Annotated in this window: 17 protein-coding genes; 2 read left to right on the top strand and 15 right to left on the bottom strand. The window is 70.8% G+C overall.

The annotated features are described in order from the left end of the window. Positions 1 to 5: 5 nt before the first annotated feature. The 4 genes from DK419_RS07270 to DK419_RS07255 form a co-directional block, all read right to left on the bottom strand. Entirely contained in the window at positions 6 to 839 is an 834-nt protein-coding gene (locus DK419_RS07270; RefSeq protein ID WP_109958489.1) for a 3-oxoadipate:acetyl-CoA acetyltransferase, read from the bottom strand. 279 nt (positions 840 to 1,118) lie between these two features. Next, positions 1,119 to 1,754, bottom strand: coding sequence for a protocatechuate 3,4-dioxygenase subunit alpha (pcaG, locus tag DK419_RS07265; protein ID WP_109958488.1), 636 nt, complete (start codon positions 1,752 to 1,754; stop codon positions 1,119 to 1,121). Positions 1,755 to 1,758: 4 nt separating this feature from the next. Further along, on the bottom strand, positions 1,759 to 2,487 hold the full coding sequence (pcaH, locus tag DK419_RS07260) for a protocatechuate 3,4-dioxygenase subunit beta (RefSeq protein ID WP_109958487.1): 729 nt from the start codon (positions 2,485 to 2,487) through the stop codon (positions 1,759 to 1,761). A 119-nt stretch (positions 2,488 to 2,606) separates the two neighbouring features. Then, positions 2,607 to 3,416, bottom strand: a complete 810-nt coding sequence (locus DK419_RS07255; RefSeq protein ID WP_109958486.1) for an IclR family transcriptional regulator — start codon at positions 3,414 to 3,416, stop codon at positions 2,607 to 2,609. Positions 3,417 to 3,518: 102 nt separating this feature from the next. On the opposite strand from DK419_RS07255, the gene DK419_RS07250 reads away from it, so the two are divergent. After that, positions 3,519 to 4,421: a DMT family transporter gene (locus DK419_RS07250; RefSeq protein ID WP_109958485.1), complete on the top strand. Its 903-nt coding sequence runs from the start codon at positions 3,519 to 3,521 to the stop codon at positions 4,419 to 4,421. Positions 4,422 to 4,474: 53 nt separating this feature from the next. Here DK419_RS07250 and DK419_RS07245 read toward each other — a convergent pair whose 3' ends face one another. The 7 genes from DK419_RS07245 to DK419_RS07215 all read right to left on the bottom strand — a co-directional run bounded on the left by DK419_RS07245 (position 4,475) and on the right by DK419_RS07215 (position 12,558). Beyond that, the gene (locus tag DK419_RS07245; RefSeq protein WP_109958484.1) at positions 4,475 to 5,686 is read right to left on the bottom strand and encodes an L-dopachrome tautomerase-related protein; all 1,212 of its coding nucleotides are present in this window, start codon (positions 5,684 to 5,686) and stop codon (positions 4,475 to 4,477) included. 73 nt (positions 5,687 to 5,759) lie between these two features. After that, entirely contained in the window at positions 5,760 to 7,100 is a 1,341-nt protein-coding gene (locus tag DK419_RS07240) for an LLM class flavin-dependent oxidoreductase (RefSeq protein WP_109958483.1), read from the bottom strand. An 82-nt stretch (positions 7,101 to 7,182) separates the two neighbouring features. Beyond that, positions 7,183 to 8,055: an ABC transporter permease gene (locus DK419_RS07235; RefSeq protein ID WP_109958482.1), complete on the bottom strand. Its 873-nt coding sequence runs from the start codon at positions 8,053 to 8,055 to the stop codon at positions 7,183 to 7,185. Next, on the bottom strand, positions 8,052 to 8,915 hold the full coding sequence (locus DK419_RS07230; protein ID WP_109958481.1) for an ABC transporter ATP-binding protein: 864 nt from the start codon (positions 8,913 to 8,915) through the stop codon (positions 8,052 to 8,054). The genes DK419_RS07235 and DK419_RS07230 overlap by 4 nt, the downstream gene beginning before the upstream one ends. Positions 8,916 to 8,926: 11 nt before the next feature. Continuing rightward, positions 8,927 to 9,955, bottom strand: a complete 1,029-nt coding sequence (locus tag DK419_RS07225; protein WP_109958480.1) for an ABC transporter substrate-binding protein — start codon at positions 9,953 to 9,955, stop codon at positions 8,927 to 8,929. Between the two features lie 377 nt (positions 9,956 to 10,332). After that, positions 10,333 to 11,499 (bottom strand): cystathionine gamma-synthase, encoded by a 1,167-nt coding sequence (gene metB / locus DK419_RS07220; protein ID WP_109958479.1) that lies wholly within the window; start codon positions 11,497 to 11,499, stop codon positions 10,333 to 10,335. Positions 11,500 to 11,727: 228 nt separating this feature from the next. Further along, positions 11,728 to 12,558, bottom strand: coding sequence for an NADPH-dependent oxidoreductase (locus tag DK419_RS07215; RefSeq protein ID WP_109958478.1), 831 nt, complete (start codon positions 12,556 to 12,558; stop codon positions 11,728 to 11,730). Positions 12,559 to 12,683: 125 nt separating this feature from the next. Between DK419_RS07215 and DK419_RS07210 the strand changes: the two genes are divergently transcribed. Further along, positions 12,684 to 14,018 (top strand): LLM class flavin-dependent oxidoreductase, encoded by a 1,335-nt coding sequence (locus tag DK419_RS07210; RefSeq protein ID WP_109958477.1) that lies wholly within the window; start codon positions 12,684 to 12,686, stop codon positions 14,016 to 14,018. 14 nt (positions 14,019 to 14,032) lie between these two features. On the opposite strand, the gene DK419_RS07205 is transcribed toward DK419_RS07210, so the two are convergent. From DK419_RS07205 to DK419_RS07190, 4 genes are all read right to left on the bottom strand, one after another. After that, positions 14,033 to 14,995, bottom strand: a complete 963-nt coding sequence (locus DK419_RS07205) for a type II secretion system F family protein (RefSeq protein WP_109958476.1) — start codon at positions 14,993 to 14,995, stop codon at positions 14,033 to 14,035. 159 nt (positions 14,996 to 15,154) lie between these two features. Further along, entirely contained in the window at positions 15,155 to 16,120 is a 966-nt protein-coding gene (locus tag DK419_RS07200; protein WP_109958475.1) for a type II secretion system F family protein, read from the bottom strand. A 67-nt stretch (positions 16,121 to 16,187) separates the two neighbouring features. After that, positions 16,188 to 17,654: a TadA family conjugal transfer-associated ATPase gene (locus DK419_RS07195; protein WP_109958474.1), complete on the bottom strand. Its 1,467-nt coding sequence runs from the start codon at positions 17,652 to 17,654 to the stop codon at positions 16,188 to 16,190. Positions 17,655 to 17,701: 47 nt separating this feature from the next. Beyond that, complete coding sequence (locus DK419_RS07190; protein ID WP_109958473.1) at positions 17,702 to 18,946, bottom strand: CpaE/TadZ family protein; 1,245 nt, start codon at positions 18,944 to 18,946, stop codon at positions 17,702 to 17,704. Positions 18,947 to 19,034 lie beyond the last annotated feature (88 nt).

Genomic DNA, 19,034 nt, shown 5'->3' with positions numbered 1-19,034 from the left:
CGGGTTCAGGCCACGGGCTTCAGGTGGAGGAGGGCGCGGGCCTCGGCCGGGGTCGCGACCTTGCGGTTGTTCCGCGTCACCATCTCGGCGGCGAGCGAGACCAGCTCGGCGTTGCTCGCCGCCAGCCGGTCCTTGCTCACCCGGACGTTGTCCTCCAGCCCGGTGCGGACCGCGTCGGCGCCGCGGGCGAGCGCCCAGCCCATCACGCGGGCCTGCTCGCGGCCGATGCCGGCGGCGGTCCAGGTCGCGCCCGGGATCACCCGGCGGGTCTCGGCGAGCAGGATGTCGAGCAGGTGCTCGTCGGCCGGCATCGCGTTCTTCACGCCCATCACGAACTGAACGTGCGGATGGGCGTCCATCAGCCCCTCCTCGATCAGCCGCTTGGCGCCGTGGATGTGCGAGAGGTCGAAGATCTCGATCTCGGGCCGGATGCCATGCTTGTGCATCGAGCCGGCGAGGTCGTTCACGAGCGTCGCGTGGTTCTCGTAGACGATGCTCGGGAAGTTGACCGAGCCGGTCGAGAGCGAGGCCATGTCGGGCCGGTGCACCAGCGAGAGCCCGCGCGCGCTCGGGTCGCGGCCGCGGCCGCCGGTCGAGAACTGCACGATCATGCCGGGGCAGTGCTTGCGCACACCCTCCTGGACCGCCGCGAACTTGTCCGGGTCGGAGGAGGGCGACTCGTCGTCGTTGCGCACGTGGATGTGCACGAGGGTGGCGCCGGCCTCGAAGGCCTGGTGGGTGGACTCGACCTGCTCGGCGACGGTGGTGGGCACCGCCGGGTTGTCCTTCTTGCGCGGGACCGAGCCGGTGATCGCGACCGCGATGACGACGGGGTTCATGGGGGTCTCCTGATTATGGTTGTCGTGTTCTGACGTCCGCTTGCTCTGTTCCAAACCAAGTGAAGCGCTGGATCCCTCTCCCGTGTGGGAGAGGGGGAGGGGTGAGGGTGGCTCGGCTTCAGGATTGGGAACTAAACGTCGTGCTGGCAGCGGAACGGTTCAGTCTTCTTACTGCACCGTCTCCACCCTCACCCCCGGCCCCTCTCCCACTCGGGAGAGGGGAGATGCGCCTCACCTTTGTTCGGACAGTTCAAGCGGAAATCTTATGAATGATGTTTATCACACGTCGAAGAAGACGGTCTCGTTCGGTCCCTGAAGATAGATGTCGAACACGTACACGACCTGCCCGTCGCGCTCCTCGCGCTTCGCAAGCAGGCTGTCGCGCAAGGGCCCGCGCTCGACGAGGTTCAGCACCGGGTCGTTGGCGTTCGCCTCGGCCTCGTCGGCGAAGTAGAGCCGGGTCTGCAGGCCGATATTGATGCCGCGGGCGGCGATCCAGAGGTTGATGTGCGGCGCCATCGGGCGATGCCCCTTGCGGCCCTCAACCGGGCCGGGCTTCACCGTCTCGAAGTGCCACACGCCCGTCTCGAAATCCGAGCCGGTGCGGCCCCAACCCCGAAAGCTCTCGTCGAGGGGCTTGCCCTCCTGGCGGTCGGCCGGGTGGTTGTAGCGGCCGGCGGCGTTGGCCTGCCAGATCTCGATGAAGGCGTCGCGCACCAGCGAGCCGGCGCCGTCGAAGACCCGGCCCTCGACCCGGATGCGCTCGCCTCTCGTGTCCGGGCCGGCGAGCACGTTCGAGAAGTTGGTCTCGAAGATGTCGAAGCCGGCCTGGTGCGGGATCAGCCCGATATGGACGTAGGGACCCGCGGTCTGGGACGGGGTTTCCTGCAGGCGGGTGGGAAGCGGCTGGACCATGGGCTCAGTTCCCCTGGAGCTTGTTCTCGAACAGCGTCTGCTGGCGGCCGCGCAGCACGATGTCGAACTTGTAGGCGAGCATGTCGAGCGGCACCGCGGCGCCGAGGTCGAGGGGGGCGATCAGCCGCTCGGCGGCCGAGCGGTCGGGGATCCCGAGCACCATCGGGTCGTGCCAGATCAGCGGGTCGCCCTCGAAGTACATCTGGGTGATCAGGCGCTGGGCGAAGCCCGTGCCGAACACCGAGAAGTGGATGTGGGCCGGGCGCCAGGAATTGAGGAAATTGCGCCAGGGATACGGCCCGGGCTTGATCGTGCGGAAGTAGTAGAAGCCGTTCTCGTCGGTGATCGTCCGGCCGCAGCCGCCGAAATTCGGGTCGATCGGCGCGAGGTAGCGGTCGTTGCGGTGGCGGTAGCGCCCGCCCGCATTGGCCTGCCAGAACTCGACCAGGGTGTGGGGGATGCCGCGCCCGTTCTCGTCGCGGACATGGCCGTGGACGAAGATCCGCTCGCCGATCGGCTCGCCCTCGCGGGCGTAGTTCAGGATCAGGTCGTTGTCGAGCGGGCCGAGTTCCGAGTGACCGAAGGTCGGGCCGGTGACCTCCGACAGCGAGGATTGCAGCGACAGCATCGCCCGGCGCGGCGAGCGCAGCACGCTGGTCTTGTAGTCCGGCGTGAAGGCCGGCGGGTGGATCGAGCGGTCCCGTTGCAGGAACTCGCTGTCGGCGTGGGTCATCGTCTCCTCCTGGGCGCCCCTGACGGAGCGTTTGCGGGTCGTGCGGGGTTGAGACCCCGGTGTCTTGGTCGTTCGACGCGCTCGCGGAAACTATCATCCCGGCGGGGCGTGAGCCATGTTCAGGACGGGACCGCGGCCTTGCCGCCGAGCGCCCCGAGATAGTCCGAGAACGCGCCGACCGAGGACAGGTCGGACGCGGCCGAGAGCAGCTCGGGGGCGACGGCGTCGCGCTGCGCCTCGGTCAAGCGCAGGCTCGGCCCGGCGACGCTGAGGTTGCCGACCGCGCGGCCGGTCTGCGGATGCACGATGTTGGCCGCCATCGCGGCGGCGCCCGGCGTGTTGGTGTCCTGCACCCAGGCGTAGCCGCGGGCACGGGCCTCGTTCACCAGCGCCATCAGCGCGGCGACCGTGCGCGGCGCGTTCGGGCCGCATTCCTCCGGCGTGCCGAGGCCCTGGCGCATCACCAGGCTCAGGGCCTCCTCGTCCGTGAGGCTGGCGAGCCACGCGATGCCGGTCGAGGTGGTGGAGAGCCGCGCCTCCGTCCCCATGTCGCCGTCGTAGCGCAGGCCGGTGCGCGCTCCTTGCGCCTTCGCCACCCAGACCAGGCGCGGATAGTCGACCACCGCGAGGCGCGCCAACTCGCCGCTCAGGTCCGCCAGCCGGTTGAGCACCGATTGGGCGACGTCGACGACGCCGGTCCGCGCGAGATGCTTGAGGCCGAGCGTCGCGAACTTGGTGGTGAGCAGGTAGCGGCCGGTCTCGCCGTCCTGCACGGCGTAGGCGTGCTCGACGAGCTCGGCCAGCAGGCGGTGGGCGCCGCTCTTGGGGATATCCAGCGTCTCGGCGATGGTCTGGAGGGGCAGCCCGCGCGGATGGTTCGCGAGGAGTTCCACCAGGTCCAGGACGCGCCGCAGCAGGGAGCCGGCCATCTCTCGTGCTCGAATTCCGCGTCCGCAAATCTGGAACGCAGTTCTGGATTTGAACCGAGTTCCGTTCTAAGTCAAGACGGAGTGACGGAAGAGGAGTCGGGCATGCGCGGCACGGGCCAGCGGGAGACCCTGATCGGCATCGCCCTGATGGTGAGCGCGGTGGCGGGTTTCGCGTCGATCGACGCCTCGGCGAAGTTCCTCACCGGCGCCATGAGCCCGATGCTGATCGTCGCCGTGCGCTACGTCGTCAGCTTCGTCATCGTGGCGGCGGTGCTGGCGTCGCGGCGCGACGTGATCGGCCTCCTGCGCACCCGCAAGCCCGGCCTCCAGGTGCTGCGCTCGCTCTGCCTGGTGACGGCGACGATGTGCTCATTCGTCGCCCTGCGCTACCTGCCGCTCGCGCAGGTGACCTCGATCACCTTCGCCTCGCCCCTGGTGGTGGCGCTGATCGCCGGGCCGCTGCTCGGCGAGCAGGTCGGCTGGCGGCGGACGATCGCGGTGCTGGTCGGGTTCTCGGGCGTGCTGGTGGTGAGCCGCCCGGGCGTCTCGGGCATGCATCCGGCGGCCCTGCTCGCGGTGGTGACGGCGCTGGTCAACGGCGTCTACATCGTGGTGACGCGGATGCTCGCCGCCCACGATCCGCCCGAGACGACGATGTTCTATACCGGCCTCGTCGGCTCGGTGCTGACCGCGCCGGTCCTGCCGTTCCTGTGGGAGACGCCGACCGAGACCGCGACCTGGATCGGCATCGCCTCGGTCGGCTTCTTCGGGGCCCTCGGGCACTGGCTCCTGATCCTCGCCCATCGCCGGGCGCCCGCCTCGACGCTGGCGCCCTTCGCCTACGCGCACCTGCTCTGGGCGGTGCTCCTCGGCTTCCTGATCTTCGGCCACCTGCCCGACCGCTGGACGGTGATCGGCGGCGCGGTGGTGGCGGCCTCGGGGCTGTACCTCCTCTACCACGAGCGCCCGCGGATCACGCCGCCGGGCGAGGAGGGGGCGATGTGAGAGCCGCCGCCCGCAAACCCTCCCCCGCGAGAGGGGAAGGGTTCGCGGGCGCCTCACTTCACCGGGGCGGTTCCCGTCGGCCCCGCCGCGGGCCCGGTCCGGATCGCCCACAGCTCCGTCGGCAGGCTGATCGGTGCGCCGGGCTTGTAGTCGGCCGAGTCCTGGATGTGCGAGGTCGTGACGTAGATCGTGCCGTCCGGCCCCTCGCTGAAGGTGTCGGGCCAGCGCAGCCGCGGATCCTGGACCAGGGTCGTCAGCCCGGCGCCGTTGTTGGTGAGGTCGCGCACCTTGACCGCGTCGTCCTGCGGCGAGGTGACGTACATCCGGCCGTCCTTGCGGGCGATCAGCAGGCCGTCCGCCGGGCCGTTCTCGCCGACCGTGACGATCTTGCCCCCCAGCGTCCGGTCGGTCAGCATCTCGGGCACCACGGACGACGTGGCCCAGCCGGTCAGCGCGTCGGTCGGCAGGCTGTAGAGCGTCTTGCCCTTGATCGCCTGCCAGTACAGCGTACGCCCGTCGGGCGAGAGCGCGATGCCGTCGGCCGAGAACTCGACGCCGCGTCCGTCCGGCCGGCGCAGGGGCTGGCCGTCGTAGGTCACCGTCACGCTCTTGTCCGGCATGGTCGAGGGATGGCCCGACAGCACGCGCTTGGCCGTGCCGCTGTCGAGGTCGACGACGATCAGGGCGCCCTCGGCGCCGGAATCGGTGAGGTAGGCGGTCTTGCCGTCCGGCGAGATCCGCACGTCGTTGATGTAGGAGGCCTGCAGCACCGTCGCGGGGTCGAACGGGATCGTCTTGACCACCTGGTTGGTCTTCAGGTCGATGCCGACGAGCTTCGGCCCGTCCTTGACCACCGCTCCCATCGCGGGGGCCGCGGCATCGACCACCCAGAGCCGGTCCTGGGCGTCCGCCACCACGCTCTGCACGCAGACGAAGTGGGTCTTCGGGTCGATCTCGTCCTTCTTGGCGTTGCGCCAGGAATTCCAGCCGGCATCCGGGTAGGGCACCGGCTGGCCACCTTTGAGTTCGGCGACCGAGACCGGGGCGTCCTCGCTCCAGCGCGGGAAGTTGACGAAGATCCGGCCGTCGCGCGCCACCGTGACGCCGGTGACCTGGTGGGAGAAGCTCGCGACCTTGTCGAGGCGGGCGGAGGCCGAAGCGGGGGCTCCCTGAGTGGGGGTCCCCTGCGCTAGGGCCGCGGCCGGCGCGACGCCGGCCATCAGGAACAGGGCGAGCCCGAGGCGGGTGCCGGCATGATGCATCATCGAAGGAACTCTCCGTCCGGGCGATCGCCCGGGCGGAGAACGCAGCGGCACCCGGCCAAGGTCCCTGGGAGTATCAGCCGGCCGTCCGCCGTCCCGGCCCGTAGCCGGAGGGCGGGCGCGAGCCGAGATGGGACCGCAAGGTGCGGCCCTCGTACTCGGTGCGGAACAGGCCGCGCCGGCGGAGTTCCGGCAGGACGAGTGCGATGAAGTCGTCGAGGCCGCCCGGCAGGGTCGGCGGCATGATGTTGAAGCCGTCGGCGCCGCCGGCCCGGAAGCGCGCCTCCATCTCGTCGACGATCTGCGCCGGGGTGCCGACGATCTGCGAGTGGCCCCGCGCGCCCGCGATGCGCAGGTAGAGCCGGCGCAGGGTCAGCCCCTCGCGGCGGGCGAGATCGACCATGAGCTGCTGGCGCGACTTCGCCCCCTCGGTCGCGGGCAGTTCCGGCACTGGCCCTTCGGGATCGAACCCCGACAGGTCGTGGCCGACCATGCGGCTGAGGAGCGCCAGCCCCACCACCGGGTCGATCAGCGCCTGCAGCTCCTCGAACTTCTCCCGCGCCTCGGATTCGGTGCGGCCGACCACCGGGAACAGCCCGGGCATGACCTTGAGGTCGTCCGGCGACCGGCCGAAGCGCGCCATCCGCCCTTTCAGGTCGCGGGAGAACTCCACCGCCTCGTCGAGGGTCTGGTTGGCCGTGAACACGATCTCGGCGGTGCGCGCGGCGAGGTCCTTGCCCGGCCCCGACGAGCCGGCCTGGACCAGGACCGGCTGCCCTTGCGGCGTGCGCGCGATGTTGAGCGGGCCCCGGACCTCGAAGTGCTTGCCGCGATGGTCGAGGGGCCGGAACCCGTCCGGCTTCGAGAACTGGCCCGACGCCTTGTCGATCACGACCGCGTCGTCGTCCCAGGTGTTCCAGAGGCCGAGCACGACGTCGACGAATTCCTCCGCCCGCTCGTAGCGGTCGGCGTGGCGGGCGATCCTGTCGTTGCCGAAATTGGCCGCCTCCAGGTCGGTCGCCGAGGTGACGAGGTTCCAGCCGGCCCGGCCCCCGCTCAGGTGGTCGAGGGAGGCGAAGCGGCGCGCGACGTTGTAGGGCTCGTTGAAGCTCGTCGAGGTGGTGGCGACGAGGCCGATGCGGTTCGTCACCGCGGCGAGCGCCGAGAGCAGGGTGACGGGCTCGAAATGCGCCGAGCGGGCGGTGCGCTCGCTCGAGCGCAGGTCGGCGTCGCGGATGCCGGTGCCGTCCTCGAGGAAGATCAGGTCGAACTTCGCGGCCTCCGCGCGCTTCGCCCAGCCGACGTAGCGGTCGAGATTGATCCCGCCATCGGCCTCGCTCGACGGGTGGCGCCAGCCGGCGACGTGGTGGCCCGTGGCGTAGAAGAAGGCGCCGAGGCGCATCGTGTCCTGTGTCATGTCTCGCTCGGGAAGTCGGGACCGGTCCGGCGTATCTAGAGCAGCGCTCTCACACGGACTTGTCCCCTATCGGACTTGTCACCTATCGGACCTGGCCCCAGCGCCGGACCGTCACCCGCTCCAGGCTCGCGAACACCACCGTCTCGACCACGAGGCCGATCGCGATGACGAGGAGGAGGCCGGCGAAGACCCGGTCGGTGTACAATTCGTTGCGGTTCTGGAAGATGTACCAGCCGAGGCCGCCGCGGCCCGACGAGGCGCCGAAGACCAGCTCCGCCGCGATGAGCGTGCGCCAGGCGAAGGCCCAGCCGATCTTGAGGCCCGACAGGATCGCCGGCAACGCCGCCGGGACCAGGATCTGGCCGACGTAAGCCAGCCCTTCGAGCCCGTAGTTGCGCCCGGTCATGCGCAGCGAATCCGGCACCGCCTGGAAGCCCGCATAGGTGTTGAGCGCCAGCGGCCACAGCACCGCGTGGACCAGCACGAAGATCAGGCTGCCCTGCCCGAGCCCGAACCACAGCAGCGCCAGCGGCAAGAGCGCGATCGCCGGCAGCGGGTTGAACATGGCGGTCAGCGTCGAGAGCAGGTCGCGGCCGAGTTGGGTCGAGACCGCCAGCGAGGTCAGCCCGAAGGCGAGGAGGACGCCTAAGCCGTAGCCCTGCGCCAGCACGGCGAGCGAGATCCGCGTCCGCTCCAGGATCTCGCCGGTCATGAGCCCGTCGACGAGCGCCGACAGGGTGGCCCCGACGCCCGGCAGCAGGAGGTCGTTGTCCTGCCAGCGCGCCAGCGCCTCCCAGATCAGCGCCAGGGCGACCAGGATCAGGCCACGGCGCAGCCAGCCCTGCTGCCACAGGCGGGTCGGCAGCGGCAGGGAGCGCTCGACCGGCGCCTCGACGAAGGGCGGCAGGGCCCGGTCGTATTCCGGGCGGATCGGCGGGGAGAGGGCGTGGGTCATCGCGCGGCAGCCTCGGGAGCGGGCTCGAACAGCCGGTCGTGCAGCCGCTGCACCGCGGCCTGGAAGCCCCGGCTGCCGAGGCTCGACAGGTCGAACTCGTGGCAATTGTACTCGCCGCGCACCCGGCCCGGATGGGGCGAGAGCAGGGCGACCCGGTTGCCGACGACGAGCGCCTCCTCGATCGAGTGGGTGACGAAGAGCAGCGTCATGCGGGCCTCGTCCCACAAGGCCAGCAGTTCCTCCTGCATCTTGCGCCGGGTCAGCGCGTCGAGGGCCGCGAAGGGCTCGTCCATCAGCAGCACCTTCGGCTGCATGGCGAGCGCGCGCGCGATGGCGACGCGCTGCTTCATGCCGCCGGAGAGCTGGTGCGGGTAGCTGCCCGCGAAGGCCGTGAGCCCGACCTTGTCGATGGTGGCGCGCGCCCGCTCCAGCGCCTCGCGACGGTCGAGCCCGCGGGCGGCGCGCAGCGGGAAGGCGACGTTCTCGACGACCGTCTTCCAGGGCGGAAGCTGGTCGAATTCCTGGAACACCACGATCCGGTCGGGCCCGGGCTTGCGCACCCGCACGCCGGCCAGCGTGATCTCGCCCTCGACGGGGGCGATGAAGCCCGCCACGGCCTTCAGCAGGGTGGACTTGCCGCAGCCCGACGGCCCGAGCAGCACGAAGCGGTCGGCCTCGTAGACGTCGAGGTCGATCCGGTGGGCCGCCCGCACCACGCGGCCCGGCGTGCGGTACTCGAGCGACACGCCGGCGATGCGCAGGAGCGGGTCGGGCAAGGATCGCGGTCCCTCGCGCGGCACCGCGGGCGGTTGCGGCTCGCGCACCGCCACGGGCGCGTCGCGCTCGATCACCAGCGTCATCGGATCCGCCCTCAGCTGCCCGCCGCGATGCGCGGATCGACGAAGAAGTAGTCGTCCAGGCCCTTCGGCTCGTTCTTGATCGCGCCGACGCGGTGCATGAACTGGCCCAGCCCGAGCGTGTTCTGCGGCGCGACCTTGAAGCTCACCTCCGGGCTCGTGATCACCTTGAGCAGCAGGGCGCGGTCGATGCGGCTGTTGTTGGCCTTGAGGTAGATGTCGGCGGCCCGCTCGGGATCGGCGGCGATGAAGCGCGCCGCCTCGTCGAGGGCGTCGACGAAGGCCCGGTAGGTCTTCGGGCTGTTTTGATGGAACTTCTCGGTGGCGTAGAGCACGGTCGAGGAGGCCGGCCCGCCCTGGACGTCGTAGGAGCTGAGCACCACCCGGGCGTTCGGGTTCTCGGCGAGCTCCTGTTCCTGGAACGGCGGGTTGCCGAAATGCGCCGTGATCTCGGTGCCGCCCTTGATGATCGCGGCGGCGGCCTCCGGGTGGGGCAACGCCACGCTGTTGCGGTCGAGCCGGGCGAAGTCCTTGTCGCCCCACAGCTTGGCCGAGGCCATCTGCAGGATGCGCGCCTGGACCGAGACGCCGACCGCCGGCAGGGCGATCCGGTCCTTGTCGGTCAGGTCGGCGATCGTCCTCACCTCGGGGCGGTTGCTGACGAGGTAGTACGGGAAGTTGCCGAGCGAGGCGACGCCGCGGACGTTCTGGCGGCCGCGGGTGCGGTCCCAGAGCGTGAAGAGCGGGCCGACGCCGGCGCTGCCGATGTCGACGCTGCCCGACAGGAGCGCGTCGTTGACCGCCGAGCCGCCCGAGAGCTGCAGGTACTCGACCTTGATGTCGAGCCCGGCCTGCCGGCCGTGCTTCTCGATCAGACCCTGGTCCTCGGCGACGTTGAGCAGCAGGTAGACGACGCCGAACTGCTTGGCGATCCGCAGCTGCCCCTCGGCCGCCCGCGCCGGTGCCGCGGCGGCCAGCAGCGAGAGGCCCGCGAACAGGGCGGCGGCCTGCCTGCGGGTGGGCAGGGTGGGTCGCTTCGTCATGATTGGTCTCGCAGGCTGTCGTGAGCGCGCAAAAGCGCCGTCGGGATGCCGGAATATCTGAATTTTACAGGGGCGACGTCAACCAGAACGTTGTTTTACTGTTTTGGTGGGATGGAGATCGGTGATCTAAAGGGGTCGCGGTTCCGGGGAGATTATTTTTATTCGTGGAAACGGGGCGTGCGAGGCGTGGGGCGCCTGCATCGGGGGTTGGCAGGAGGGCGCGGAATCCCCCTCACCGTATCGGCAGGGCTATCCGGGGCATGAATCGGCGCGTCTCCCCTCTCCGGGCGATGCCGCCCAAGCCCGGCATCGCCCGGGGCGGGGAGACGTGTTCTCCTCTGCGAGATCGTGTCAGGTCGGATCCGACCTCACGCCCGTCACCCCCGCGCGACCGCCTCCAGCGCCCGCCCGAGATCCGAGAGCAGATCCTCCTCCGCCTCGAGACCGACCGACAGGCGCACGAGTGCGTCGCCGACGCCGGCGCGCTCCCGCGCCTCCGGGTCCATCGCGGCGTGGGTCATGGTCACCGGATGGGCGATCAGGCTCTCGACCCCGCCGAGGGATTCCGCCAGGCTGAACACCTTGAGCGCCCCGACGAGGTGGCGCACCGCCTCGCGTCCCCCGGCGAGCTCCGCGCTCAGCATCGCCCCGAAGCCGCGCTGCTGGGCCTTCGCGATCGCGTGGCCCGGATGGTCGGGCAGGCCGGGATAGTAGACCCGGGCGACCGCCGGGTGCCCGGCGAGGAAGGCCGCGACCGCGGCGGCGTTGCGGCTCTGGCGCTCGATGCGGGGAAACAGCGTGCGCACGCCGCGCAGGGTCAGGTAGGCGTCGAAGGGCGATCCGGTGACCCCGACGGTGTTGGCCCACGCGGCGAGTTCGTCGCCGAGGCTCGCATCCGCGGCGATCACCGCGCCGCCGATCACGTCGGAATGGCCGTTGATGAACTTGGTGGTGGAGTGCACGACGAGGTCGGCCCCGAGCGCCAGCGGCTGCTGCAGGGCCGGAGACAGGAAGGTGTTGTCGACGACGAACAGCGCGCCGGCGGCCTTCGCCAGGGCGGCGACGCGGCGCAGGTCGGTGATCCGCATCAGCGGGTTGCTCGGCGTCTCGGTGAGGACGATCCGGGCGCCGTCGGCCAGCGCGGTGGTGAGCGCCGCCTCGTCGGTCTGGTCGACGAAGGCGACGCGGTAATGGCCCCGCGCGGCGCGCATCGAGAGCAGCCGGTGGGTGCCGCCGTAACAATCGTGCGGCGCCACCAGCAGGTCGCCGGGGCGCAAGGGGGACAGGGCGAGGTCGAGCGCCGCCATCCCGCTCGACACCACCACCGCGCGGGCCCCGCCCTCGAGCTTCGCCAGCGTGTCGGCGAGCTGGTCGCGGGTCGGGTTGCCGAGGCGGGCGTAGTCGTAGGCCCGCGCCTTCTCGAACTCTGCGAAGGTGTAGGTCGTCGAGAGGTAGAGCGGCGGGGTCACCGCCCCGAAGGCCGTGTCCGTGCCGATGCCGTTCGCCGCCGCGATCGTCTCCGCGCGCCTCTGTTCGTCCGCCACCGTCGCCCTCCCGCTTCGTGCCGCGCGGAAGCTCCGCGCCGCGCATCGTTCTTTATGAAGAACGATGCGGACGATCAACGGAAAATCGTTCGAAGAGACGGATGATACCGCCGCGCCTTGGAACGGATCCGGTCCAGGGCGCTGGCTAAGCCCGAACGGGCGTCGGCGCTCATGCGCCGGACGCCTTGGCATCGACGTGTCGATGCCAAGGCGCGAGGGTATGACGCGCTACTTCAGCCCGAACCCGCGGCGTTCCAGGATGCCGCGCAGCCGGTCGCGGCCGCTCAAGGAATCCGGGCCGCGCACCCGCTCCAGGGCGGCCCCGCTCCAGCCGACCTCCGGCATCCGCTGCCCGGCCTGGAACTCCTGCATCGCCGCGTCGTAGGCGGCGATCGCCCCGGTCGCGAGGGCGGGATCGTAGCGGCCGCGATGCAGCACCACGTCCTGGCCGAGGCGCGGCTTGACGGCGGCCGGCCGCTCAGGATCGGGCCAGCCGACGCTGAGCCCGAACACCGCCACCACGTTCTCCGGCAGGCCGAGCAGCTCGGCCACCGCCTCGGGATCGTTGCGCAGGGCCCCGATATAGACCGAGCCGAGGCCGAGGGATTCGAGCGCCACCGTGGCGTTCTGGGCCGCGAGCGCGGCATCGACCACGCCGACGATCAACGTCTCGAGGTAGTCGAGCCCGTCGGTCGGCCGGTCCCGGTCGCGGCCGATCGCGCCGAGCCGCGCGAGGTCGGCGAGCCAGACCAGCACCAGCGGCGCCTCGACGACGTGGCGCTGGCCGCGTGCCACCTCGGACAGGCGCCGCTTGGCGGCCGGATCCTCGACCGCGACGACGCTCCAGGTCTGGAGGTTGGATGAGCTCGGCGCCGATTGCGCCGCGGCGACCAGCGTCTCCAGTAATCCCTCGGGGAGCGGATCGGGCCGGAACGCCCGCACCGTGCGGTGGGCGAGGAGACCCGCGATGACGTCGTTCCAGGGACCGTCGGCGACGGCGCGGGCGGTCTGCGCGCCGTAGCGCGCCTTCAGGGCATCCTGCCGTTCGATCCCGCTCATCCAGCCCCTCGTCGCCTCGATCCCGCTCTCGACGCGGGGCAGTCGTACACGGAATTCATTGACCAACCAGGGCCGCGAACCCAGATCCGGCCTGCGCCGCCCGCAAGCGGCACCAGGAGCCCGACATGGCCCACACCCGCAGGCTTCACCTCGGCGCCTTCATGCGCCCGGTCGGCATCCACACCGCCTGGTGGCGCTATCCGGGCGGCCTGCCGGACGCCAACTTCAACATCCGCCACCTCGCCCGCTTCGCGAGGGAGCTGGAGGCGGCGAAGTTCGACGCGTTCTTCATGGCCGACCACCTGGCGGTGCTGAACATGCCGGTCGAGGCGCTCAAGCGCTCGGCCACCGTCACGTCGTTCGATCCCGCCACGCTGCTGCCGGCCCTCGCCATGGTGACCGAGCGGATCGGGCTTATCGCCACCGCCTCCACCACCTACGACCAGCCGTACCACGTCGCCCGGCGCTTCGCCTCCCTCGACCACCTGAGCGCGGGCCGCGCCGGCTGGAACGTGGTGACGACCTCGAACCCCGACGCGGCGAGGAATTTCGGGCTCGAGCACCATCCCGATCACGCCGACCGCTACGACCGCGCCCGCGAATTCGTCGAGGTGGTGAAGGGCCTGTGGGATTCGTTCTCCGACGATGCCTTCCTGCGCGACGTCGAGAGCGGGGTCTTCTTCGATCCCGACCGGATGCACGTCCTCGATCACCACGGCCCCCACCTCACGGTGCGCGGGCCCCTCAACGTCGCCCGGCCGGTCCAGGGCTGGCCGGTGATCGTGCAGGCCGGCGCGTCCGATGCCGGGCGCCAGCTCGCCGCCGAGACCGCGGAGGTGATCTTCGGCGCCGCCGGCAGCCTGGAGGACGGGCGCCTGTTCGCCGAGGACGTGCGCCGGCGCATGGTCGCGGTGGGGCGGAACCCCGACCACCTCAAGATCCTGCCGGCCTGCTTCGTGGTGGTCGGCGACACGCTCGAGGAGGCGCGGGCGAAGCGCGCCCATCTCGACGGGCTCGTCCACGAGGCGAGCGCCATCGCCGCCCTGTCGATCGCGCTCGGCGTCGATGCGGGCGCCTTCGACCCCGACGGGCCCCTGCCGGCGATCCCGGAGACCAACCAGTCGAAGACCGGGCGCGAACGGGCGATCGCGCTCGCGCGCCGCGAGGGCCTGAGCGTGCGCCAGCTCGCCCAGCGCCTCGGCGGCTATGCCGGCCTCGCGATGGTCGGCACGCCGGCGACCATCGCGGACGAGATGCAGGCCTGGCTCGAGGCGGGTGCCTGCGACGGCTTCAACGTCATGGTCTCGGACGTGCCGCAGGGGCTCGAGGACTTCACCGCCAAGGTGGTGCCGGAGCTGCAGGCCCGCGGCCTGTTCCGTCGGGAGTACGAGGGCACGACGCTGCGCGACCATCTCGGCCTGCCCCGGCCGGAGAACCGGTTCTTCGCCGCCGGCGGGTAGGGGGCGCGAGGCCCCTACTTCATGTTGAACACCTGCACCATCGCCGGGGTGAGGATCACCACGAACAGCACGGGCAGGAAGAACAGGATCATCGGCACGGTGAGCTTCGGCGGCAGGGCGGCGGCCTTCTTCTCGGCCTCGTTCATGCGCTGGTCGCGGCTCTCCTGCGACAGCACCCGCAGGGCCTGGCCGACCGGGGTGCCGTAGCGCTCGGCCTGGATCAGCGCCGTCGTGATGTTCTTCACCGATTCGAGGCCGGTGCGGTTGGCGAGGTTCTCGTAGGCGATGCGCCGGTCGCTGAGATAGGACAGCTCGGCCGTGGTGAGCGCCATCTCCTCGGCCAGCGTCATGCACTGGTTGGCGATCTCGACGCCGACGCGCCGGAACGCCGCCTCGATCGCCATGCCGGATTCGACGCAGATCAGCAGCAGGTCGAGCGTGTCCGGCCAGTTGCGCTGGATGATCGCCTGGCGCTTGGCGGTCTGGTTGCGCAGGAAGACCTCCGGCGCCTTGATGCCGAGATAGAGCGCCACGACCACGATGCCGAGGCGCACCATCAGCGGCTGGTCGAGCACCTGCAGCACGAACAGGTAGACCACCGCCAGGACGAAGAAGGCGATCGGTACCACCAGGCGGAAGAACAGGAAGGCGATCTCGGCCTGCGGGCCGCGATAGCCGGCCATCATCAGCTTGTTCTTGACGTCCTCGGTGCCGAGCCAGTTGTCGAGGCGCAGGCGGTCGACCACCTGCTTCATGTAGGCCTTGGGCTCCTGGCGCAGGGACGCCTTCTGGTTCAGGCGCTCGCGCTCGCGCACGCGGATGCGGTCGCGCTCCCGGCCGACGCTCTTCATGCGGCCGTTGAGCCGGTCGGGCTCGACGAACGGCTGGGCCAGGGTGAACACCGTGGCGGCCACCGCGATGGCGGCGAGCACCGACCCGAGGAAGTAGGGATCGATCGCCTGGGACAGGTACTGCACGAGGCGCCTCCTTGGGCGGTGTCCGGCGAGGGGAGACCCTGTCGGACGTCGAGGTCATACGATTTCCGGCTGATCGCTTCGCGATGCGGAAATCGGCTTCGCTCAAGCGCCGCGCGGGCTGGTGATACGAGATCCGGAAGTAATCTTCCGGATCTCGTATCAGATGTCGAAGCGGATCATCCGGCTCATCACCGTCACGCCGACGAGCATCCAGACGGCGGACCCGGCGAGCGCGATGTGGCCGATCTTGGTGGTCCAGAGCAGCGAGATGTAGTCGGGGCTGGTGAGCCAGGCGAGCGAAGCGACGACGAAGGGCAGCGAGGCGATGATCGCCGCCGAGGCCTTGGCCTCCATGCTCATCGCCTTGACCTTCTCGCTCATCTTGCGCCGGTCGCGCAGCACCCGCGAGAGGTTCCCGAGCGCCTCCGAGAGGTTGCCGCCGGACTTCTGCTGGATGCCGATCACGATGGCGAAGAAGTTCGCCTCCGGCACCGGCATGCGCTCGTAGAGGCGCCCCACCGCCTCGGCCAATGAGATGCCGAGGGCCTGGGCCTCGACCAGCGCCCGGAACTCGCTCTTCACCGGCTCCTGGGCCTCGCGGGCGATGATGCGCAGGCAGTCGCCGACCGGCAGGCCGGAGCGGATGCCGCGCACGATCACGTCCATGGCGTTGGGCAGTTCGAGGATGAAGCGGGTGATCCGGCGCTTGCGCAGGTAGGACAGCAGCCAGCGCGGCAGGCCGAGCCCCGCCGCGAAGGCGAGGCCGAGCCCGAGGAGCGCGTCGCCGCTCAGCAGGAAGCCGAGGAGGCCCGCCAGCAGGCCCCCGCCCGCGCTGAACAGGTGGAATTGCCGCTTGTCGATGCTCAGGCCGGCCTGGGCCAGTCGGAGTTCGAGGCTGATGCGGGCCTTCTTCTCCTTGTCCTCGATCTCCTTGAGGCTCTTGGCGACCTGGTCGCGGCGGCTGACCGCCTGCACGCGCTCGGCGGCCTGGCGCTGGCCGATCAGGGCCTGCTGGCGCTTGGCGGCGCGCGCCTCGCTCGGCAGCAGCGGCACCACGACCGCGGAGGCGAGGGACACCGCGCTGACCGCGAGCAGGCCGGCCGCGAGCGCGGCCTCGAGATCCATCACGGGCGCCTCCCCGCGCGGCCGGCGGGCCACGAGGCCGACCCGAGGGCGGTTCCGCCGGCGGGGCTCACGCCGTCTCCTCCGCCCGGACCTCGGCCGCGTCGAGGGCGGCGGCGAGCGCCCGGTCCTCGCCGTAGTACCGGGCCCGGTCCCAGAACCGCGGCCGGCCGATGCCGGTCGAGCGGTGGCGGCCGATCAGCTTGCCGTTCGGGTCCTCGCCGACGATGTCGTAGACGAACAGGTCCTGGGTGATGATGACGTCGCCCTCCATCCCCATCACCTCGGTGATGTGGGTGATGCGCCGCGAGCCGTCGCGCAGGCGGGCGGCCTGGACGACGACGTCGATCGAGCCGGCGATCATCTCGCGCAGGGTCTTGGCGGGCAGGCTGAAGCCGCCCATCGCGATCATCGACTCGATGCGCGACAGGCACTCGCGCGGCGAGTTGGCGTGCAGCGTCCCCATCGAGCCGTCGTGGCCGGTATTCATCGCCTGGAGGAGGTCGAAGGCCTCCGGTCCGCGCACCTCGCCGACGATGATCCGCTCGGGCCGCATGCGCAGGCAGTTCTTGATCAGGTCGCGCATCGTGACCTGGCCCTGGCCCTCGAGGTTCGGAGGCCGCGTCTCGAGGCGGACCACGTGCGGCTGCTGCAATTGCAGCTCGGCCGCGTCCTCGCAGGTGATGATGCGCTCGTCGTCGTCGATGTAGCGGGTGAGGCAGTTGAGAAGCGTGGTCTTGCCCGAGCCGGTGCCGCCCGACACCACCACGTTGCAGCGCACCCGCCCGATGATCTGCAGGATCTTGGCGCCCTCGGGCGAGATCGAGCCGAAGCGCGTGAGCTGGTCGAGGGTGAGCTTGTCCTTCTTGAACTTGCGGATGGTGAGCGCCGGGCCGTCGATGGCGAGCGGGGGCGCGATCACGTTGACGCGCGAGCCGTCCGGCAGGCGCGCGTCGCAGATCGGCGAGGCCTCGTCGACCCGGCGGCCGACCTGGCTGACGATCCGCTGGCAGATGTTCATCAACTGCTGGTTGTCGCGGAAGCGCACGCCCGTCAGCTGGATCTTGCCGCCGACCTCGATGTAGGTCCGGTTGGCGCCGTTCACCATCACGTCGGCGATGTCGTCGCGGGCGAGAAGCGGCTCGAGCGGGCCGTAGCCGAGCACGTCGTTGCAGATGTCGTCGAGCAGCTCCTCCTGCTCGGCGATCGACATCACGACGTTCTTGAGGCCGATGATCTCGATGACGATGTCGCGGATCTCCTCCCGCGCCGCGTCCGGCTCGAGGCGGGCGAGCTGGGTGAGGTCGATCGCCTCGATCAGCGCGCCGAAGATCATGCTCTTCGTGCGGTAGTACTCGTCCGAGCGGGCGTTCTCCACCGGCGCCGGGGCCTCGCGCAGCACCGGGGGCGGGGGGCTCTCGGCCCGGCTCCCGTCCTGGAAGACCGGCGCGGCCGCCTCCGGGGGCACCGCGGCGGGGCCGGCGGGCCGCACGGCCGGCATCGTCTGCGCCGTCGCTCCGGGTCTCCTGCCGAACATGGGATCAGCGACCTTCTCGGGAATCGGTCAGAGGGGGGGATCGCGGCTCACGACGCCTTGCGGCGGCCGAGCCGGGCCAGCAGCGGCTCGAGGAGGTTCGCCCGGCCGCGGCGGGTCTCGGCGCGGCCGGTGAGGCTGCCGGCGAGCTCGCTCAGGATCTCGGTCGCCTTGGATCCGGGCTGCACCTCCGCCAGCATCTGGCCGTTATTGGCCGCGGTGCCGAACAGGGCGGGATCGAACGGCACCGTCGCGGCGACCGGGGCGTCGAGCGCCTTGGCGAATTCCGCCACCGCGATCTCGGGGCGCTTGGGCATCCCGACCCCGTTGAGGACGAGGCGGGGCATGCGGTCGTGGGGCCGGCCCTGCCGCAGCACCTCGAACAGGTTGCGGGCGTTGCGCAAGGAGGCGAGGTCGGGGGCGGCCACGACCACGATCTCGTCGGCGCCGATCAGCATCCGCCGGCACCAGGCCGACCAGGCGTGCGGCACGTCGAGCACGATGCAGGGCACGCTCGCCCGCAGCACGTCGATCACGCCGTCGAAGGCGCCCTCCGCGAAGTCGGTCGGTCGGTCGAGGGTCGCGGGGGCCGCGAGCAGGCTCAGGTTGTCGGTGCACTTCGACAGCAGGCGGTCGACGAAGTTCGCGTCGACCCGCTCGGGCGCGAACACCGCCTCGGCCACGCCCTGCGGCGGATCCTGGTTGAAGTTGAGGCCGGCGGTGCCGAAGGCGACGTCGAGGTCGGCGAGCACCGTCGCGGTGCCGCAGTCGCGGGCGACCGACCAGGCGAGATTGTGGGCGAGCGTCGAGGCGCCGACGCCGCCCTTGGCGCCGACCACCGCGACCGTCCGGCCGAGGGGCTCGGCGGAAGGATTGCTGAACAGGTCGGAGATCGCCGCGATGACGGCGATCGGATCGACCGGGGCGATCAGGTACTCGCTCACGCCGCGGCGCATGAACTCGCGGTAGAGCACGACGTCGTTGACGTGGCCGACGACCACCACCTTGGTGCCGGCGTCGCAGACCTCCGCCAGGCTGTCGAGGGCCGCGAGCGGGTCGCCCCGCCCGGCCCCGGTCTCGATCACGATGACGTTCGGGGTCGGGGCGTTGCGGTAGGCCTCGACGGCGGCGGAGGCGCCGCCCATCTGGACGCGGGTATGCGCCTTCTGCATCCGCCGGTCCTCGGCGGCCGCCTCGATCACGCCCGCGACATCGCCGCTCTCGCAGAAGGCCTGCACGGTGATGCGGGGGACCGGGGCGATCACCCGGTCCTTGGATTCATCCGCCTCAGACATGGCGTCGGGCCTCGCGGACGGGGGCATGGGAGGCCGGCACGGGGGAGGCCGGCCCGCCGAACGGGGAGGTGGCGGCGATGGGATCCCG

This window comes from Methylobacterium terrae (assembly GCF_003173755.1).
In the GTDB taxonomy this organism is placed as follows: Bacteria; Pseudomonadota; Alphaproteobacteria; order Rhizobiales; family Beijerinckiaceae; genus Methylobacterium; species Methylobacterium terrae.
The sequence above is the reverse complement of the archived record's forward strand: the minus strand, read 5'-3'. Positions and strand labels throughout refer to the sequence as shown.

Excerpts from the sequence above, each read along its gene's own strand:
- DK419_RS07270 (WP_109958489.1), bottom strand. The coding sequence starts at position 839 with ATGAACCCCGTCGTCATCGCGGTCGCGATCACCGGCTCGGTCCCGCGC.
- pcaG (WP_109958488.1), bottom strand. The coding sequence starts at position 1,754 with ATGGTCCAGCCGCTTCCCACCCGCCTGCAGGAAACCCCGTCCCAGACC.
- pcaH (WP_109958487.1), bottom strand. The coding sequence starts at position 2,487 with ATGACCCACGCCGACAGCGAGTTCCTGCAACGGGACCGCTCGATCCAC.
- DK419_RS07255 (WP_109958486.1), bottom strand. The coding sequence starts at position 3,416 with ATGGCCGGCTCCCTGCTGCGGCGCGTCCTGGACCTGGTGGAACTCCTC.
- DK419_RS07250 (WP_109958485.1), top strand. The coding sequence starts at position 3,519 with ATGCGCGGCACGGGCCAGCGGGAGACCCTGATCGGCATCGCCCTGATG.
- DK419_RS07245 (WP_109958484.1), bottom strand. The coding sequence starts at position 5,686 with ATGATGCATCATGCCGGCACCCGCCTCGGGCTCGCCCTGTTCCTGATG.
- DK419_RS07240 (WP_109958483.1), bottom strand. The coding sequence starts at position 7,100 with ATGACACAGGACACGATGCGCCTCGGCGCCTTCTTCTACGCCACGGGC.
- DK419_RS07235 (WP_109958482.1), bottom strand. The coding sequence starts at position 8,055 with ATGACCCACGCCCTCTCCCCGCCGATCCGCCCGGAATACGACCGGGCC.
- DK419_RS07230 (WP_109958481.1), bottom strand. The coding sequence starts at position 8,915 with ATGACGCTGGTGATCGAGCGCGACGCGCCCGTGGCGGTGCGCGAGCCG.
- DK419_RS07225 (WP_109958480.1), bottom strand. The coding sequence starts at position 9,955 with ATGACGAAGCGACCCACCCTGCCCACCCGCAGGCAGGCCGCCGCCCTG.
- DK419_RS07215 (WP_109958478.1), bottom strand. The coding sequence starts at position 12,558 with ATGAGCGGGATCGAACGGCAGGATGCCCTGAAGGCGCGCTACGGCGCG.
- DK419_RS07210 (WP_109958477.1), top strand. The coding sequence starts at position 12,684 with ATGGCCCACACCCGCAGGCTTCACCTCGGCGCCTTCATGCGCCCGGTC.
- DK419_RS07200 (WP_109958475.1), bottom strand. The coding sequence starts at position 16,120 with ATGGATCTCGAGGCCGCGCTCGCGGCCGGCCTGCTCGCGGTCAGCGCG.
- DK419_RS07195 (WP_109958474.1), bottom strand. The coding sequence starts at position 17,654 with ATGTTCGGCAGGAGACCCGGAGCGACGGCGCAGACGATGCCGGCCGTG.
- DK419_RS07190 (WP_109958473.1), bottom strand. The coding sequence starts at position 18,946 with ATGTCTGAGGCGGATGAATCCAAGGACCGGGTGATCGCCCCGGTCCCC.